Source organism: Streptomyces sp. NPDC048584, assembly GCF_043199595.1.
GTDB lineage: Bacteria > Actinomycetota > Actinomycetes > Streptomycetales > Streptomycetaceae > Streptomyces > Streptomyces edwardsiae.
The window spans coordinates 23,998-42,002 of the sequence record NZ_JBICWF010000026.1; the positions used below are offsets into that span (position 1 = coordinate 23,998).

16 protein-coding genes are annotated in these 18,005 nt (G+C 70.3%); 11 read left to right on the forward strand and 5 right to left on the reverse strand.

Annotated features, from left to right (window positions below):
• Positions 1–79: 79 nt before the first annotated feature.
• From ACGFR9_RS34935 to ACGFR9_RS34945, 3 genes are all read right to left on the reverse strand, one after another.
• Positions 80–976 carry an RNA polymerase sigma-70 factor gene (locus ACGFR9_RS34935; protein WP_393216897.1) on the reverse strand — a complete coding sequence of 299 codons (897 nt, stop codon included), beginning with the start codon at positions 974–976 and terminating at the stop codon, positions 80–82.
• A gap of 129 nt (positions 977–1,105) precedes the next feature.
• Positions 1,106–2,254: an NAD(P)/FAD-dependent oxidoreductase gene (locus ACGFR9_RS34940; protein WP_393216899.1), complete on the reverse strand. Its 1,149-nt coding sequence runs from the start codon at positions 2,252–2,254 to the stop codon at positions 1,106–1,108.
• A gap of 224 nt (positions 2,255–2,478) precedes the next feature.
• The gene (locus ACGFR9_RS34945) at positions 2,479–3,393 is read right to left on the reverse strand and encodes a LysR family transcriptional regulator (protein WP_393216901.1); all 915 of its coding nucleotides are present in this window, start codon (positions 3,391–3,393) and stop codon (positions 2,479–2,481) included.
• 124 nt (positions 3,394–3,517) lie between these two features.
• Between ACGFR9_RS34945 and ACGFR9_RS34950 the strand changes: the two genes are divergently transcribed.
• Entirely contained in the window at positions 3,518–4,327 is an 810-nt protein-coding gene (locus ACGFR9_RS34950; RefSeq protein WP_393216903.1) for an inositol monophosphatase family protein, read from the forward strand.
• 41 nt (positions 4,328–4,368) lie between these two features.
• Complete coding sequence (locus ACGFR9_RS34955) at positions 4,369–5,013, forward strand: NADPH-dependent F420 reductase (protein WP_393216905.1); 645 nt, start codon at positions 4,369–4,371, stop codon at positions 5,011–5,013.
• Between the two features lie 108 nt (positions 5,014–5,121).
• Here the strand turns inward: ACGFR9_RS34955 and ACGFR9_RS34960 are convergent, their stop codons facing one another.
• Positions 5,122–5,760: a TetR/AcrR family transcriptional regulator gene (locus ACGFR9_RS34960; protein WP_393216907.1), complete on the reverse strand. Its 639-nt coding sequence runs from the start codon at positions 5,758–5,760 to the stop codon at positions 5,122–5,124.
• Positions 5,761–5,998: 238 nt separating this feature from the next.
• Between ACGFR9_RS34960 and ACGFR9_RS34965 the strand changes: the two genes are divergently transcribed.
• The 5 genes from ACGFR9_RS34965 to ACGFR9_RS34985 all read left to right on the forward strand — a co-directional run bounded on the left by ACGFR9_RS34965 (position 5,999) and on the right by ACGFR9_RS34985 (position 11,848).
• A complete protein-coding gene (locus ACGFR9_RS34965) occupies positions 5,999–7,405 on the forward strand; it encodes an FAD-binding oxidoreductase (protein ID WP_393216909.1) in 1,407 nt (468 codons plus the stop codon).
• 309 nt (positions 7,406–7,714) lie between these two features.
• Positions 7,715–8,992, forward strand: a complete 1,278-nt coding sequence (locus ACGFR9_RS34970) for an MFS transporter (RefSeq protein WP_393216911.1) — start codon at positions 7,715–7,717, stop codon at positions 8,990–8,992.
• Between the two features lie 393 nt (positions 8,993–9,385).
• Entirely contained in the window at positions 9,386–10,045 is a 660-nt protein-coding gene (locus ACGFR9_RS34975; RefSeq protein WP_393216913.1) for a TetR/AcrR family transcriptional regulator, read from the forward strand.
• Between the two features lie 107 nt (positions 10,046–10,152).
• Positions 10,153–10,971, forward strand: coding sequence for an alpha/beta fold hydrolase (locus ACGFR9_RS34980; protein WP_393216915.1), 819 nt, complete (start codon positions 10,153–10,155; stop codon positions 10,969–10,971).
• Positions 10,972–10,978: 7 nt separating this feature from the next.
• Positions 10,979–11,848, forward strand: coding sequence for a VOC family protein (locus ACGFR9_RS34985; RefSeq protein WP_393216917.1), 870 nt, complete (start codon positions 10,979–10,981; stop codon positions 11,846–11,848).
• Positions 11,849–12,150: 302 nt separating this feature from the next.
• Here the strand turns inward: ACGFR9_RS34985 and ACGFR9_RS34990 are convergent, their stop codons facing one another.
• Positions 12,151–12,762 carry a TetR/AcrR family transcriptional regulator gene (locus ACGFR9_RS34990; RefSeq protein WP_393216919.1) on the reverse strand — a complete coding sequence of 204 codons (612 nt, stop codon included), beginning with the start codon at positions 12,760–12,762 and terminating at the stop codon, positions 12,151–12,153.
• 264 nt (positions 12,763–13,026) lie between these two features.
• Between ACGFR9_RS34990 and ACGFR9_RS34995 the strand changes: the two genes are divergently transcribed.
• From ACGFR9_RS34995 to ACGFR9_RS35010, 4 genes are all read left to right on the forward strand, one after another.
• On the forward strand, positions 13,027–13,587 hold the full coding sequence (locus ACGFR9_RS34995) for a hypothetical protein (protein WP_393216921.1): 561 nt from the start codon (positions 13,027–13,029) through the stop codon (positions 13,585–13,587).
• A 1-nt stretch (position 13,588) separates the two neighbouring features.
• Positions 13,589–15,028, forward strand: coding sequence for a dihydrolipoyl dehydrogenase family protein (locus tag ACGFR9_RS35000; RefSeq protein ID WP_393216923.1), 1,440 nt, complete (start codon positions 13,589–13,591; stop codon positions 15,026–15,028).
• Positions 15,029–15,164: 136 nt separating this feature from the next.
• Complete coding sequence (locus ACGFR9_RS35005; RefSeq protein WP_393216925.1) at positions 15,165–16,133, forward strand: alpha/beta fold hydrolase; 969 nt, start codon at positions 15,165–15,167, stop codon at positions 16,131–16,133.
• 181 nt (positions 16,134–16,314) lie between these two features.
• Positions 16,315–17,889, forward strand: a complete 1,575-nt coding sequence (locus ACGFR9_RS35010) for a GMC family oxidoreductase (protein WP_393216927.1) — start codon at positions 16,315–16,317, stop codon at positions 17,887–17,889.
• The last annotated feature ends 116 nt before the right edge of the window (positions 17,890–18,005 follow it).

Sequence of the window (18,005 nt, forward strand, 5' to 3'; positions counted from 1 at the left end):
GGCCCGGGCGAACAGGTTCCCCGGCCGGGGTGTGCGCACACCCGACGGCCGGCGAATCACCTGAGGAGATGACGCGGGCTCAGCGGGAGGTGAGAGGGGTCTCGGACGCCACGCGGGTGAGCTTCTCGGGATTGCGCACGTAGTAGAGGCCGGCGACCCGGGTGTTCTCCACACGGAGGGCCAGCACGCCGTCGAGTACGCCGTCCACGCGCAGGAGGAGTCCCGGGTTGCCGTTGACCGTCGTGGGCTCACTCGTGAACGTACCGCCGGCCTTGACGACGCTGGCGGCCATGTAGCGCAGGACCTTGTCGGTCCCGACGACCGGCCGCAGCGCCGCCAGCCTGAGACCGCCGCCGTCGCTGACGAAGACGACGTCCGGGGCGAGCACGTCCAGCAGGCCCTGAAGGTCCCCTGTCTCCAGGGCCGAGCGGAACGACTCCAGGGCGGCCCGGGCATCCTGCGGGGAAGCCGGTGTCCCGGGCCGGCGGGCGTCGACGTGCCGGCGGGCACGGTAGGCGATCTGGCTGGTGGCGGCGGTGGTCCTGCCGATCGCGGCGGCGATGTCGTCGTAGCCGAAGTCGAAGACCTCACGCAGCACGAACACGGCGCGTTCGGTCGGCGAGAGGGTTTCCAGGACGTACATGAGCGCCAGTGACAGGTTCTCCGACAGTTCGGCGTCCTCGGACACGTCCGGGGCCGTGAGCAGGGGCTCGGGCAGCCACGGACCGACGTAGTCCTCCTTGCGCCGTTTGAGGGTGCGCAGCCGGTTGAGTGACTGCCGGGTCGCGATGCGGACCAGATAGGCACGCGGGTCCCGCACCTCCGCGATGTCGGCCTTCACCCACCGCAGCCAGGTCTCCTGGAGGACGTCCTCGGCGTCCGCCGCCGAACCGAGCATCTCGTAGGCGACGGTGAACAGCAGATCGCGATGGGCGACGAACGCCTCGGTCGCGGGGTCGTTCACGCTGTCGTTCATATCGCGCGTTTCGCTTTCTCGGGGCGGGCCTCACACACGGGTCGAATACCGCATACCCGCCCGATGAGGTGAGGCCCGCGATGGTCCGGCCCCGTACAAGGACCGGTGTCGCCGCCCCGTACCGTCCGGCTACGACGTACGGACGGGACTGGTGCTCTGCGCCCGAGGTGCGCGGGAACCGGCCTTGCGCGCCCCGGACACCAGCTTGCCGAGGGTGAACCGGCAGGCGATCTCCTTCACGCCGGCGCCGGGCCGCCCGCTGACGCGCAGCGCGTTCACCTTGTCGTCGGGGTAGGAGAACTGCGTGACGCCCTCGTCCCGGCCGAGGCTGAGGCACTGCCCGGCGAAGAACATCCGGACGGAGGCGCCCTTCTTCCCCGCCATCCGGCGCAGGATCGTGTCCGCGGCCGCCGGACCCAGCTGTACGGCGGCCTGGCAGCTCATCCGGAACGGGTGGTCCGGCATCACCCCCGCGTCCCCGGCCGCGACGATGCGTTCGTCGTCGACGCTGGTCAATGTCGTGTCGGTGATCAGACGGCCGTCGGGGTCGGTACGCAGTCCGCTGCGGGCCGCCAGATCAGGAACCCGGAATCCCGCGGTCCAGATCGTCACCGCGCTGGGCAGTTCGCGGCCGTCGTCGAGCCGTACGGCGTCCCGCGTCACCTCCGCCACCCGCGCGCCTTCGAGGACGGTCACCCCCAGCGTGGCGAGCCGGCGGGCGACCGGGCGGCGGCCCCGGGCGTGCAGGGAGGGGCCGAGCACATCGCCGCAGACCAGGGTCACCCTGCGGCCCGTCTCCGCCAGCTCGGCGGCGGTCTCCAGGCCGGTCGCACCGGCGCCGACCACGGTCACCGGAACCGGCGGGGGCGTCGCCGCCAGAGCCGCGCGCAGTTCGGACGCCCCCTCGAGGTCCGACACCCGGTGGGCGAACTCGTCCGCTCCGGGCACGCCCGAAACGGAGGCGCCGCTGCCCACCGCGTAGACGAGATAGTCGTAGGGGAGCGAGTCGCCCCCCGCCAGTGACACCTGGCGTCCGGCGGCGTCGATCAGGGTCGCGGTGTCGACCACCAGCCGGACGTTGCCGCCCATGACCTTCCGGAAGTCCTCGACCGCGTCGTCGGAGCCGGTCACGAGCTGATGCAGGCGGATCCGGTTGACGAAGTCGGGGCGGGGGTTGACCAGGGTCACCGACACGCCGTCGCGCCGGGCCAGTCGGTTGGCCGCCGTCACACCGCCGTAGCCTCCGCCGACCACGACCACGTGCACGTTCTCGTTCATCATGTCTCCCTCGCGTAGTGAACTCGGCATGGAGACACCGGCCGGGTACGAGGGCTAACAAGCGGCGGGTGAGACGTGGCGCACACGGTGGCGGGCGAGATCTCCCCGTCGGCCCCGTCGGCCCCGTCGGCCCCCACACGGCGCGGTACGGGCCGTCGCCGACCGCGGACGCGGAGCTCGTGACGGTTTCCGGCCCCACCGGGCGGGACCTGCCGGGCTGCTGGTCAAGGGTTCGGGGGCGGGGTGAACAGGGCCTGGGAGGTCCGGGTGGCCGTGTCGCGCAGCCAGGCGTGGGCGGGGTCGTCGTCGTGGCGCCGGTGCCAGAGCAGGTAGAGGGCCACCTCGGGCGACTCGAGCGGTAGCGGCAGTGTGGTCAGGCCGAACTGCCGGCGGATGGAGCGGGTTGCCGCCTCGGGCAGGGTGACCACGAGATCGGTGTCACGGGCGAGTTGCAGTGCGGTGGCCGTGGTGGGGGCGGAGGCGATGACGCGGCGCTCGTGGCCGAGTGCGGCCAGGGCGTCGTCGATCCGGTCGCGCAGGCGTCCGCGACGGGAGACGGTGAGGTGATCGGCCGCCGCGTAACTCCCGGCGGTCACGGGTTGCCCGGTCAGAGGGTGACCTGGTCGGACGGCGACGGCGAGCCGGTCACGGCCGATGAGGCGGTGGCGGATGTCGGGAAGGGACGGCGGGCCGGCGCTGGAGGCGAGGTCGACCTCGCCTCGACGCAGCTCGGGGGTGTCGTCGCCGGGCTCGGCGGTGAGCCGCAGTTGCACCCCCGGGGCCTCGCGGTGCGCCGCGGCGATCAGGGCGGTCCCGCAGGTGGTGGTGAGGGCGTCGTGCCAGCGGACGGTGAACACCCGCCGCAGTGTCGCGAGGTCGAGTTCCGTCTGAGCGGACAGCAGGTGGTGGGCCTGCCGCACCAGGGCGTGGAGCTCGGTGCGCATGGCCAGTGCGCGGGTGGTGGGAGTCATGCGGCGTCCGGTGCGGACCAGGATCTGGTCACCGGTGGCCTTGCGGATACGCCCCAGAGAGCGGCTCATCGCCGGGGCGGTGACATGGAGGCGGGCCGCGGCCCCGGTCACGCTGCCCTCCTCCAGGAGAGCGTCCAGAGCGGTGAGCAGATTCAGATCCAGTTGCATGCGAGTAACTATAGGAGTGACAACCATGCACTTGTTGGTAATGAACATGGCTTCTACCTTCGAGGTGCGGGGCCGGAGCAGCACTCACGATCGCCCCGCTCTCCATCGAGTCCAGGGGTACGCCATGACCACAGCCACGCCTTTCGACCTCCACACCACGCTCCTGCCCGCGGTGACCGCCGTGGTGACGAACGCCGGGGTGACCCTGCGGGAGCGCTACACGGCCCATGCCCGGGGCGTGAGCCTGGCGGAGGTCGTCGCCGAGATCCACGCCAACGACGACGCGGTCCTCGCCGTCATGCGTGAGCCCCTGCTGAAGGCGAGGCCGGGCTCGCAGTGGGCGGAGGACGAACTGGCCGGCGGCGCCCTCCCGCCGGGTGAGTGGTGGATCGTCGACCCGGCCGAGGGCAACATCAATCATGTCCACGGCATGCCGGACTGGGCGGTCACCGCCACCCTGGTGCGCGACAACCAGCCGGTCCTTACGGTGGTGCACCTTCCGCTGACCGGCGACACCTACACCGCCACCGCGGGCGGCGGCGCACAGCTCAACGGGTGTCCCCTGTCCGTGTCGGCCAAGCGCGACCTGAGTGCCGCGCTGATCGGTACCGGACAGGCCCGGCCCGGTGAGAGCGCCGACACCTTCCGCCGGATCGGCGCATCGGTCACCGCCATGCTCACCGCCGGACTGGTCGTGCGCGTGTCCGTCCCGGCCACGCTGCAGCTCATCCACGTCGCCGCCGGACGCATGGACGCCTTCTGGCAGTTCTCCGACGTCCGCTCGGGTCTCGTCGCCGGCGCGCTGCTGGTCACCGAGGCCGGAGGCACCGTCACCGACCTGGACGGCAAGCCCTGGAGTGTGGCCGGACGCGACGTCCTGGCTGCCGCGCCGCACATCCACACCGCCGCGCTCGACGTCCTGTCGTCGATCTGACCCGCCCCACCCGAAACCCGGTCCACAAGGAGCACACCGTCATGACCAACATCGGCATCCTGGGCGCCGGCCGCGTCGGCACCAACCTCGCCCGCGCCCTCACCACGGCGGGACACCGCGTCACGCTCGGCCACCGCGCGAGCGGTGACGAGACGGGCACGCCGCCCGCGGCGGGAACCGCAAGCCGCCACGCCGATCACTCCACCACCGCCCGCACCGCGGACGTCGTGATCAACGCCACCCCCGGCGACAGCACCCTGGACCGGCTCACCGCCCTGCGCGCCGAACTGGCGGGCAAGATCCTCATCGATGTCTCCAACGCCACTCTCGAGGCCGCCGACGGTCTGCCCGGCGACCTGTGCTATCCCGGCGACAGCCTCGCCGAACGACTTCAGGCCGCTCTGCCCGAAACCCGCGTCGTCAAGACCCTCAACACCATGCTGTTCATGGTCATGACCGCCCCCGGAACGCTGGCCGTTCCGCCCACCGCCTACCTCTCCGGAAACGACGAGCAGGCCAGGAGGACCGTGGCCGGCCTCCTCGGTGACCTGGGCTGGCAGCCCGACTGGATCGAGGACCTGGGCGGTATCACCAGCGCCCGCGCGACCGAGGCCATGATCCTCGTCGTCCCCCACATCGTGCGCCGCAACGGCTTCACACCCTTCGCCGTCTCTCTCGCCCGGTGAGCCCGGTGAGCCCGGCCCCGACACCCGGACACTGCGGAACGCGTGGATGAGGGAGCCGGCGTCGGGTTCGACCGGAAGCGGCAGTCGGCACGGACGAGTCCTGGCGGCTCAGGGTGCCTGGTCCGTGGTGGTGATGGAGGGGACCGTTGCTGACGCGGTGGCCGAGCCGGTGCTCGCGAGGAGGATGCCCTCGACGCCTCGCAGGAACGTCTCCGAGACCAGAGTGGGGTCGAAGAGGCAACCGGCTGCCATCGCGCCGTCCCTGAGCATGACAAGATGTCGGGCGGCCGCGCCGGCGTGCGCGTCACTGCTCTCTGCCAGCATCTCCGTAACGGTGTTCAGGAACCACTGACGGTGGGCCAGGACGAACTGATGGATCGGGTGGGCGGGGTCGGCGTACTCGGCTGCCGCGTTGAGGAAGGCGCAGCCGCGGAAGCCGGGAGTCTGGATGCTCTGGGTGATGGATCCGGCGACGGCATGGACCTTGTCGACGGCGGAGCGGCTGCTCGCCCGGGCGGCGGCGACCTGTCGGCGTATGCCCTGGTCGGCCTGGTCGAGGTAGGCGAGGACGAGGTCTTCCTTCCCCGTGAAGTGTCGGTACAACGTGGCTCGGGTCACCTTCGCCTCTGCTGTGATCCGGTCGATGCCGACGGAGTGGATTCCTTCCGAGTAGAAGATCCGGGTCGCTGTGCTGAGCAGCCGTGCTCGCGCTTCGGAGGTGCTGTTGCCCTCTGGGCTTGCGTTCATCCCTCCAGGCTAGCCGAAAACGAGATAGAACGTTCGGTATTGACAAGGAGGTGCTGAGCCCTTCTAATGACGTAACCGAACGTTCTCCCTTGGCCGCGTCGGTCGAGGCGCGGCCGCACCCGCACCTCCGTCCGACCGGCCTCGCCGGGGCCGCCGCGGCCACGCGGCGACGTCGCTCCGGGCCGCGTTCGACAGGGCACCGCGTGCCAGTCCGTCACCAAGCGAACGGAGAGGCGCCATGGCTGTGGCGACGAACCGACAACTCGTCCGTCTGACCGACGCCCTGCGGCGGAGCGTCCGTGCGGGGCGGGTGGTCACCGCGGGGCCGGATTACGAGGCGGGCCGCAGGCTCTGGAACGGTGCTGTGTCCTCCCGTCCCGCTGTCATCGTGCGGTGCGTCGACCCGGCCGAGGTCCGGGCCGCAGTCCTGGCGGCGGGTGAGTTCGGTGTACCTCTCTCGGTGCGCGGCGGTGGTCACGACTGGGCCGGACGGGCGTTGAGCGACGGCGGCCTGACTCTTGATCTCTCCGGCATGCGCCAGGTGACGGTGGACCCCGTGGCCCAGGTCGCCGTGGTCTCGGGCGGGGCCACGGCCGCCGATCTCGCCGCCGCCGCCGAGCCCTTCGGGCTGACCGCTGTGACCGGCTCCGCCGGCTCCGTGGGCATGGCCGGGCTGACTCTCGGCGGCGGCTACGGACCGCTCGGCGGACGCTTCGGACTCGCACTGGACAACCTGGTGTCCGCGGACGTGGTGCTCGCCGACGGCTCGATCGTCACCGCCGACCCGGAACGGGAACCGGACCTGTTCTGGGCAGTGCGCGGCGGTGGCGGCAACTTCGGTGTCGTCACTTCGATGCGCGTGCGCCTGCACCGTGTGCCCGCACTGCTGTCCGGCATGGTGATGTATCCGTGGGACCAGGCCGAAAAGGTCCTGACCGGGCTGTCGGACGTCCTGGCCGAGAGCCCTGACGAACTGACCGTGCAGTCCGGCGTCCTGCCCGGCCCCGGGGGTGACGATCCCGTGGTGTTCCTCGCACCCACCTGGAGCGGCGACGACGGCGTGGCCGGAGGACGGGCCATGGCACGGCTCGATCCCCTCGGCACACCGCTCGTGTCCCAGATCGCCCCCACCACCACGCGCCGGATGCTCGCGGCCGTCGACGCGCAGTTCCCCTTCGGCCGGCATGCCGAGATCCGCCCCCGCTCCGTACCGTCACTCACCGCGGGAGTGCGCGACGTGCTGCGCCTCGCAGGCTCGACGCTCACCTCACCCCGCTCGGCCGTGTCCCTGCACAGCCTGCACGGAGCCGCGGCCCGCGTCCCTGTGCGGGACACGGCGTTCGGCAACCGTGACCCCCACCTCATGATCGAGATCATCGCTTGCTGGGAGCCGGGTGATCCCCGGGCGTCGGATCACCGGGCCTGGGCCAGCAACCTGACCAGTGCCCTCGAGCCCGAGGCGCTGCGGGGCAGCTACCCCAACCTGCTGGGCAGGGGCGAGGTCGCGCAGATCGCTCATGCCTACGGTCCGAACACCGCGCGGATCCTCGCGCTGAAGCACCGGTTCGATCCGGACGATGCCTTCCGTGCGATTCCCCTGCCCTTGAGTCCATGGAGGTCTCGCGACCGCGCGTCGGCCTGGTGACGCGTCTTCTTCGCCCGGTGGGGCGACGGTGTCCGGGAGGAAGTGGGGCGGGCGCGTCGGACGCGGTCGCTCCGCGAAGTGCCCGCACGGATCTGGTCAGCCCGTCTACCGAGCTGTAGAGTGAGCGTTACATACACGAGCCGTCGTGGGTGCCCCGCACCGCCAGGCTCTCCCTCCTCAGCTCATCGGCCTTCGACGAAGGCCGAGTCGGCGTCGCAACGAGGCGAGGTTCCCATGAGCATTGTTGAGCAGGTCAAACGCGCGCCCATGAGTCGCGCTCAGATCCAAGCCGTCGTGTTGTGCCTCGGGATGAACCTGCTTGACGGGTTCGATCTCCTGGCGACCTCTTTCGTCGGCCCCTCCATCACCAAGGAATGGTCCCTGTCCTCGTCGCAGGTGGGTGTTCTCCTGAGCAGCGGCCTGGCGGGTATGGCGTTCGGGGCGCTCTTCCTCGCTCCGCTCGCCGACCGCGTCGGACGCCGCCGCCTGACCCTCGGTGGCCTCGCGATGGCCTCACTGGGCATGCTGGGTGCCTCCGTGGCCCAGGACTTCGGCCAGCTCCTCGCCTGCAGGCTGGTGACCGGCGCGGCCGTGGGAGTCATGGCGGCGAGTCTTCCTGTGCTCGCCTCCGAGTACGCGAACAACAGGCGCAGGGGGCTGGTCGTCGCGCTGATCACGACGGGCTACGGCCTGGGCGCGGTCATGGCCGGCATCGCGACGACCCTTCTGCTGGGCCCGTTCGGCTGGCGGTCCGTCTTCGTGTTCGGAGGCATCGCCACGGCACTCCTTTTCGTACTCGGACTGCGTTTCCTGCCCGAGTCCATGGACTACCTCGTGGCCTGCCGCCCCCGGGACGCTCTGACCAGGCTCAACCGGATCCTCGTCTCGATGGGCCATGCCCGGGTCGACGAACTGCCCGAGAAGAGCGCGCCTTCGCGGAAGGTGGCGGTCGAATCCCTGTTCCGTGGAGGCAACGCCCTCCGGACGGTGCTGGTGTGGGTCGCTTTCACCGCGGCGATGACGGTGTTCTACTTCGCGAGTTCGTGGACGCCCACGCTGCTCCTGGAAGCGGGCATGTCCAATCGGCAAGGCATCAGCGGCGGCGTGCTCTTCAGTCTTGGCGGTGTCATAGGCGCGGTGTCGCTCGGAGTGCTGCTGTCCCGTGTCGAATCCCGTCGGCTCACCGCCTCCTATTTCCTCGTTGCCGCTCTCGCGCTCGTCCTCTTCTCCGTGGCGCTCGGGACGCTGGCGGGAGCGCTCGTCGGCGCGGTGTTCGTCGGATTCCTCCTCAATGGATCGGTGTCGGGTCTCAACGTCATCATTCCGACCCTCTATCCGGCCGAGGCCCGTGCGACAGCGCTCGGTATGGCTGTCGCGGTGAGCAGGCTCGGTGCCGTACTGGCCCCGCTGCTCACCGGATTCCTGCTGGACTCCGGATGGGCTCCGGAATCGATGTTCCGGGTCTTCGCCGTACCGGCTCTCGTCGGCGCGTGCGCGACCGTTCTGCTGCTGCGCGGCGTGCCGGCCGGAGACGAGGTGAAGGCGCCCGTTCCCACGCCCGAGGTCTCCAAAGGTGCGACGGCGTGAACCGTGCGGTCGTCGCCACGACCCGCGTCTGCGAAACGGCGGTGATCCGTCCCGATCACGCCGAGACGGTGGTGCTCACCGGCGTCACCGCTGACTGAGTGTCGAGCCGCCGACCGGTTCGTGAACGAGGCGACGGCGGCCTGCGGACAGTCGGGCCGCCGATCGGCCGGGTGCGTGCACCGGGGCGCGACCCATCGCCCCGGTGCACGCATCCGTGCCTCGGCCTCCGAAGGCTGACCGTCCTGCGGAGGGCCGCCGGGGAGAGGTCGACGGTCTCGGCGCCGCAGGGATCGCGCGGGGTTGTCCGCTTCGAACGCACCGTCAGGAAGGGTCCACCCGGCCACCGTCCCCCGCCAGTCACTCCACGCACGGTGTCGGGCCTATCATTGATCCATGGACAAGGTGAGAGGTTCCGCATTGCCCGCTGCCACCCGGAGCAGCCGCGACGTCATCCTTGACGCGGCGCGTGACCTCGTCGCGAGCCGAGGCTACGACGGCATGGCCATCTCGGACCTGTGCACCGAGTCAGGGCTGCCGGCCAGTTCGATCTACTACCACTTCGGCAACAAGCTCGGCGTCCTGGCGGCACTGCTCGAGCGCACCTTCCAGGAGTTGCACGCCCAGTTCCCGGCTCCGTCCTCCTTCGACGATCTCGAACCGCTCCCGCGTTTCGAGACGTGGTTCACGACCGCCTGCGCATCCCTCGACCAACGGCCCGACTACCTGCGCCTCCTGCTCGCCATCAGCGTCGGTCCGCACAAGGACACCGAGATGGTACGGAACACCGTGCGCCGTATTCGTGACTCCGCCCATACGTCCTGGGTGCAGGCGCTCACCCCGGTGTTCGCGCCGGACGGTGGCGAAGAGGACGAGGCCTTCGTCGCACAACTGGCCGTTCTCGGCCGGGCCATGACCGACGGGCTGTCGGTCACCAACAGCTTCGACGGCATGAGTTACAGCTCGCACGTCGACTCGTTCGTCTCCCTGATCCGCGGTCTCGCGGACCAGCGTGCCCGCGCCAGGGCTGTCGCCTCCGAAACAGACGGGGCCTGACGGCCCGGGCGCGTCGACGCCACGGCGCACCCCGGAGTCCGTTCCTTGATTTCACTTGCCATCGGCGTATAGTGAGCGTTACATACAATGGGATGGGAGGTGCGAGGGTGACAAGCGTGTTGGACGTCGGGGACGCGGAACTCGCCTACGTGGAGTCCGGTACGGGCAGTCCCGTGGTCTGGCTGCACGGCTCCGGACCGGGTGCGACGGGTATGAGCAACTTCGGTGCGAATCTGCCGGCCTTCGAGGACTACCGCAACATCGTGGTCGATCTGCCGGGCTGGGGGCGTTCCCCGAGGCCGACGACGGACGAACCTCTGATCTTCCACGCGGCTGATCGAGTGCTGCGTGCGATGACGGCTCTCGGTATCGAACGAGCTCACCTGGTCGGCAATTCCTACGGCGGGGGTGTGGCCATGCGGATCGCCATGACCCATCCGGACCGAGTGGACCGGCTCGTTCTCATGGCGCCCGGTGGGGTCCTCCCGGCGGACGCACCGCCGTGGCCGATCGGGCTGGAGCACCTCTTCGGGTACATGGCGGCGGCCGAGCCCTCGCGCGAGGACATGGCGCAGTTCGTACGTCTCATGGTGTACGACGAGACCCTCGCGACCGACGCCCTCATCGACGAGCGGTACGAGTCGAGCCTCGCGGCCCACCCCGAACTGCCGATACCGCCGAACTTCGGCGACCTGACGCCCGACCTGGCCCGGGTAGCCGCGCCCACGCTGCTGGTATGGGGTCGAGAGGACCAGACCGTCCCGCTGACCTGGGCTCCGAAGATCCTCGAAGGCATTCCCGACGCGGAACTCCGTGTGCTGCCGAACTGCCGGCACTGGGTGCAGTACGAGCGCGCACCCGAGTTCAACCACATCGTCCGCGAGTTCCTGGGCGGTGGGGCAGCAGCCGCCGCGACGAAGGAGTAGCCCCGCCATGGGTGTCCGCAAGCTGGGTCATGTCGGCCTCAACGTCACCGACGTCGACGCGTGGACCGACCTGTTCAGTCGCACACTGGGCGTCGGAGTCACCTTCGACAAGATAGGAGAGGAGGACGTCGCGCTGCTCGAACTCGACGAGTTCAAGTACCGCCTCGCCCTCTACCCGTCCGAGGAGAACAGCACGCGCGAGCTGGGTTGGATCGTCGATTCGCCCGCCGAACTCGAAAGGATCACCCGACGGCTGACGGCCGCGGGCTTCACCGTCCAGGACGGCTCCGCGGACGAGCTGGTGCTGCGCGGAGCCACTCACCTTCGCTGGTTCACCGACCCGGTCGGGCACCGTGTGGAACTGGCGGTCGGTGAGAGCAAGGTCAGGTCCGCTCCGGCCCGCCCGGTCGACGCCGGCCCCGGTGTCACGGGGCTCGGCCACTTCGTGCTGGCCAGCCCCAGACTCGATGAGCTCCGCGAACTCTACGAGTCCGTCCTCGAGTTCAAGCTGACCGACTACCGTTCTCCGGGGCTGTACTTCCTGCGCTGCAACAGGACCCACCACAGCATCGCCCTCGCACAGGCCGAAACAACGGCCATCCACCACGTCGAGATCGAGCACGGCTCGATCGACGACGTCGGACGGGCCCACGACCGAGCGGTGGCCCATGGAGTGCCCATCTCCATCAGCCTCGGCCGGCACATGAACGACAAGGCGATCTCCTTCTACATCAGGAATCCCAGCGGCTTCCATCTCGAGATCGGATACGGCGGCATCGAGGTGGGCGACGACTGGACCCCGCACGACTTCGGGACGTCGGACGTCTGGGGGCACCGGCACGCCGAGGCCAATCCGTTCGCCGCCTCCCCGCCGTAGAAGGGACCCTGCCGTTCAGCTCGCCCTGGCCGCCGGATGCGGGTCGGGGACGGCGCCGGCACGGTGGGAAGCACTCCGCCGGGACGGGGGACCTGGCCGCGGACGCCCCGCACGGGGACGGGCGGCCGGTCTTCCGCCCTGCGGCCAGGTCCGACGCGGGGCGGTAGGTCTGCGCGTCCCGTATCGCGGGAGTCGCGCGCGTCATACGGCGCCGGGTTCATGATGTGGTTCACCCACACCCCCGATGGGGCGGACGAGCGCCACGTTCATCGATGAACGGCGGGCAACGCTCGATACCGGACTCAGATGTCGGTTGGTTCGGCCTGTGCGTGTGCGGCGTGGGCTCTGAGGAGTCCGTCGACTCCGTGCAGGAAGGTTTCGCACACCAGTACCGGGTCGAAGAGGCACCCGGCCGCCATCGCGCCGTCGCGCATCATCACGAAGTGACGGGCGGCACGTTCGGCGGGCTGCTCCCGAATCGTGGCGAGAAGTTCCGTGACGGTGTCGAGCAGCCACTGGCGGTGCGCGAGGACGGCCAGGTGCACCGGGTGCTGGGGGTCGGGGTACTCCGCGACGGCGTTGAGGAAGGCGCAGCCGCGGAAGCCGGGTGACCGGATGTCCTGGGCGATGGACGCGCCAAGGGTCCGGAGGGTGTCGGCGGCCGGGAGCCCCGCGGCGACGGCTGCCTCGGCGCGGCCGCGAAGGGCGCGGTCAGCCTCGTTGAGGTAGGCGACCACGAGGTTTTCCTTGCTGGGGAAGTGGCGGTAGAAGGTCGCCCGTGTCACCTGAGCTTCCTTGACGATGCGGTCGACACCGATGGCGTGGATCCCTTCCGCGTAGAACACCTGACTGGCCGTCTTGAGCAGCCGGGACCGCGCTTCGGACGGTCGGCTGTCGGATTCGCTGCGCACCATGACGCCATTCTAGCGGGTAGAACGTTCGGTCTTGACAAGGAGCCAACTTATTGCCAGGCTTACCGAACAGAACGTTCAGTCTCGCCGAAGTGAGTCCAGCGACTTGTCGCATTCGGCGGTGGCCCAAGGCACCGGTCGTCCCGGCGCCGACAGGACAGGACGATCGTGTCTGCCCGGGAGAAGGACGGCCGGCCTGGTCGAGAAGGCCGGCCACGGCAAGCCCAGGACTCCTCCTGGTTCGTATATCCATCGAAAGGGAACACCGTGAGCACTATCGCTGCTCCGTCCGGCATCGCCGGGACCGCCTCCGCTCTGCGGCGGCTGTACTTCGTCCGGTTCGCGTTCGCGCTCGTCTGGGCCCTCGTGATGTTCACGATGGCCAAGGAGATCACTCCGGTCGGGGCTGTGCTGCTGGTTCTGTACCCGCTGTTCGACGTGGGTGCGGCGATCTACGACGCGAGGGTGTCGCGCGACACGGGATCGCCCGTGCTGCTGTACGTGAACGTCGCGGTCAGTCTTGTCACGGCTGTCGGCCTGGCCGTCGCCTGCGCGTCGGGCATCCCGGCGGTGCTGCGCGTGTGGGGCGCCTGGGCGGTCGTGGCCGGTCTGGTCCAGCTGATCGTGGCCGTTCCCCGGCGCAAGATGGGCGGCCAGTGGCCGATGATCCTCAGCGGCGGCATCTCGGTCCTGGCCGGTGGGTCGTTCATCGTGTCGGCGGGTGCGGACGAGCCCGCGCTGAGCAGCGCGATCGGCTATGCCGTGCCGGGTGCCATCTTCTTCCTCATCTCGGCCCTGCGTCTGGGCCGCGCCGCGAAGGGTGAATGACATGAGTACGAACACCTACGACGTCATTGTGATCGGCGCGGGTCCGGTCGGGGAGAACGTCGCCGACCGGGTCGTGCAGGGCGGGCTGACAGCCGCCATCGTGGAGCGGGAGCTGGTCGGAGGCGAGTGTTCCTACTGGGCCTGCATGCCGACCAAGGCTCTGCTGCGCAGCGCGGCCGCACTGCGGGCGGCCCGCATGCTACCGGGGTCGCGTGAGGCGGTGACCGGTGATCTGGACGCTGCCGCCGTCCTCGCGCGCCGCGATTCCTTCGCCTCGCACTGGAAGGACGACGGGCAGGTCTCCTGGCTCGACTCGGCCGGGATCGCGCTCCATCGGGGCCAGGGACGGATCAGCTCCACCCGGGTCGTCGAGGTGACCGGCGAGGACGGCGTCACGACGACCCTGACCGCGCGACACGCGGTCGTCGTCGCGACCGGCAGCGCCGCGCTGCTGCCGGACATCCCCGGTCTGCTCACGGCGGAGCCGTGGAGCAGCCGGGAGGCCGCCGCCGCGAGCGCGGTCCCCGGTCGCCTGGCGGTCATCGGTGGCGGCGTGGTGGCGTCGGAGATGGCGACGGCCTTCGCCGCCCTGGGAGCGTCGGTGACCATGCTGGCGCGTGACGGAGTCCTGCCCCTCGCCGAGCCGTTCGCCGGTGAACGGGTCACCGAGTCGCTGCGGAAGGCCGGTGTGTCGGTGCTCCTCGGCGCGGAGGCGGGAGCCGTGAAGCGGGACGGCGACGGCACCGTGCACATCACGCTCACCACCGGTGAGCAGGTCGAAGCCGACGAGGTGCTCGTCGCGATCGGCCGTACGCCGAACACCCAGGACATCGGCCTCGACGCCGTTGGCGTGACGCCGGGTTCCTGGCTCGCGGTGGACGACACGCTGCGGGTGGTCGGGGACGACGGCAAGGCGCTGACCGGCGGGTGGCTGTACGCCGCCGGTGACGTCAACCGGCGTGTTCTGCTGACCCATCAGGGCAAGTACCAGGCACGTGCGGTGGGCGACGTCATCGTCGCGCGCGCCAAGGGGGAAGCGGTCGACGACAGCCCGTGGGGCCGTCACGCTTCCACAGCCGACGAGCGCGCGGTGCCGCAGGTGGTCTTCACCGAGCCGGAGATCGCGTCGGTCGGCCTGACCGCCGCCGCCGCCGAGGCCGCGGGAATCCGTACCCGCGTCGTGGACCACGACCTGGGCGCGGTCGCGGGATCGGCCCTGCACGCCGACGGATACCAGGGGCACGCCCGCATGGTCGTCGACGAGGACCGCAAGGTGATCGTCGGTTTCACGCTGGTGGGACCCGATGTGGCCGAACTGCTGCACGCCGCGACGATCGCGGTCGTCGGGGAGATACCGCTGGACCGGCTGTGGCATGCGGTTCCGGCGTATCCCACGGTCAGCGAGGTGTGGTTGCGGCTGCTGGAAGCCTACGGCCGCTGACGGTCCGCCGATGTCTCGTCCCGAAGCGACCGCGGCGGGACGAGAAGGCAGAGGACCGACATGCACGGCCGTTCCCGGCCGGCCGGGTGTCGGTCCGGGGCCACGGCACAACCGACCCGCGAAGAGGAGAGAGTTCATGGAAGCGGATTCCACAAGTCGGTACGAGGAAGGTGGCCCGGTGCCCGCGGCGGGCAGCCGAGCCGCGGGCGACGAGCGCCCCCAGGGTGCGGCGATGGAGTCGCTGCACCTGGAGGGGGGCCGTGTCCTGGAGTTCGCGGTACGCGGGCCCGAACGCGGACCGGCCGTGCTCTTCCACCACGGCATGCCGGGTTCGGCGGTCCCCATGGATTCCGTTTTCGCTTCGGCCATCGAGAGGGGGTACCGCCTTGTCACGTACTCCCGTGCCGGCTACGGGGCGTCGACTCCGCTGCCCGGACGTACGGTCGCCGACACCGCCGAGGACTGCCGCGCCCTGATGGACCACCTCGGTGTCCACCGGTACCTGGTCGCCGGATGGTCCGCGGGCGGGCCGCACGCCCTGGCCACCGCGGTGGCGGACTCTCCGCGAGTGTCGGGCGTGCTGTTGATCGCCTCCTTCGCACCGCACGACGCCGAAGGTCTTGAGTTCGTCAACGGCATGGGAATGCAGAACCACGTTCTGTTCGGGGCCGCGTCCCGAGGAGAGCAGAAGGAGCGCGCGATCGTGTCGCAGATGGCCGCGGTCGTCCGGGACGGCGACCCTTCCGACCTCGCTGCCGGCATGGCGAGCCTGCTCCCTCACGTGGATGCCGCCGAGCTGACCGGTGTCTACGGCGCGGACAACGCCACCCACATGAACCACGGACTCGCAGCCGGGGACGACGGATGGCTCGAGGACCTTCAGGCACTGACGGCACCGTGGGGATTCGACCCGCGCGGTATCACCGTGCCCGTCGAGTTGTGGCACGGAGCCCTCGACCGGATGGTGCCGGTCGCGCACGGACAATGGCTGGCCGCACATCTGCCGACCAGCCGGGCCCATGTCGAAAGTGGCCATGGGCACATCTCGATCGGCGTAGGCGGCCTCGGCGAACAGCTCGACCGGCTGAGGTACAGGACGTCCTGACCCGGCCGACGCGACGAGTGGCGCGAGACGCGAACCCACGGATCGACCAACCCGGCGCCCCGCGCGTCGTACTCCGTTCCACCGCCTCCGCGTACTCCCGCCCGCCGCGCGTGAACCACCGGGACAGCGAGCCTGGTGGTCATCGCGGCACTTCCCGATCCCGAGCGCGTATGGAGCTGTCGTGTCATCCAGGAACCTCGTGGACTACATCATCGTCGGCAACGGGGCCGCGGGATCGGCGTTGGCTCACCAGCTCGGCGCGAATCCGCAGAACCGGGTTCTGGTGATCGAGGCCGGCGGCCCCGACCGGCAACAACGGCATGTGACGCCCGCACACTTCGACCAGGCGTCGTACGGTCCGTACCGGTACCGGCACGCCCCCCGACCATGTGGGGCGGACCGGGTGGGAGAGAGGCTCACGGAGTGGGGCACGGGTGGCTCCACGACGGTGAACGCGATGCTCTGGGGCGGGGGTGCCGGCTACGAGGCGTGGGAGGCGGCAGGTGTCACCGGCTGGAACGGGGCCCGTATCCGGGCGGCCTTCACCGCCATGGAGCGATACTCCCTCCGCGTCGACGGCTGTCGGGAGGCCGAGGCAGGGGAGCCGACGGACGCGGCGAGCGCATGGTGGATCGACGCGCTGGCACGCCAGGGATCGGATGCGGTCGAAGAGCTGACCGGGCGGGCGGCGTACGCTTCGCGGCCGGCGTCGAACGGCACCCGGACGCGTGCGGCCCGCGCACTTCTGCGCGGGCACGTGTGGCGGCGGCCCAACGTCCGTGTCCGCCCGCACTGCACGGCCCGGCGGATCCTCTTCGACGGCACGACCGCGACCGGCGTCGAGGCGCAGACCCCAAGGGGCACGGTCCGCTTCACCGCCCGCCGTGAGGTCATCGTCTGTGCCGGGACGATCGAAAGCGCGCTGCTGCTCCAGCGGAGCGGCGTGGGTGACCCGGAATTGCTCACCACCGCCGGTGTACATCTCGTCGCGGCGAACCCCGCCGTCGGCGGCAACCTCCGCCAACGCCGGGTCGCCGTGCTGAGCCTGCGACTGGACGGTGTCCCAGGGGCCGACCGCGAGCCGGTGACACCTGCGGCGCGACCGCGGCCGAGAGTGACGTCGTTGCTACGGCGGTCCGCGGCGCCGCCGGCGCACGGTGGCACCGCGGTCCTGGCGGTACTGAGTTCGGATCCCGGGGGGTCGGGTCCGGACATGGCGTTGCAGTTCACCCCGGTCCCGATGCCGGACCACGACGGAACCTCACCCGGGAGGGACGGCGCTCACGGTGCGACCGTGGCCCTCTACCCGCAGTCGCCGACCAGCGTCGGGTCGGTCCACATCACCGGACCGGCCCTCGAGGACCCGCCCAGGCTCGTGCCGGGTTACCTGTCCACCGAGTACGACAGGGAACTGACCGTCGCGGCCTTCGCCCGGGTGCGCGAGATCCTGGCCACCGAACCGATCGCCTCCGTCGCGACCGAGACGCTTCCCGGACCAGGAGTCGCCGACACAGCGGGCGTCCTGCGGTACGTGCTCGACCACGGGTCCACCGCGCATCACGAGGTCGGTACGTGCGCCCTCGGACCGGGAGGGGCCGTGGACGACGAGCTCCGGGTCCACGGGACCCACAGACTGCGGGTCGCCGACGCCTCGGTGATGCCGACGCTGACCACCGGTGACACGACAGCACCCAGCACGGCGGTCGGTTGGATCGCCGGTGACATCCTGCGCAACGCGAACACGCAGGGCAGGTAAGGAATCCATGAGCACCTCTCACAGGAGGATCCCGACTATGTCCGATTCGGCAGGCGGCTGTATCGAGCCGCGTACCGCTGTGACAGAAGCCGAGGTGGAGGCCCTGGTCCGGGGTA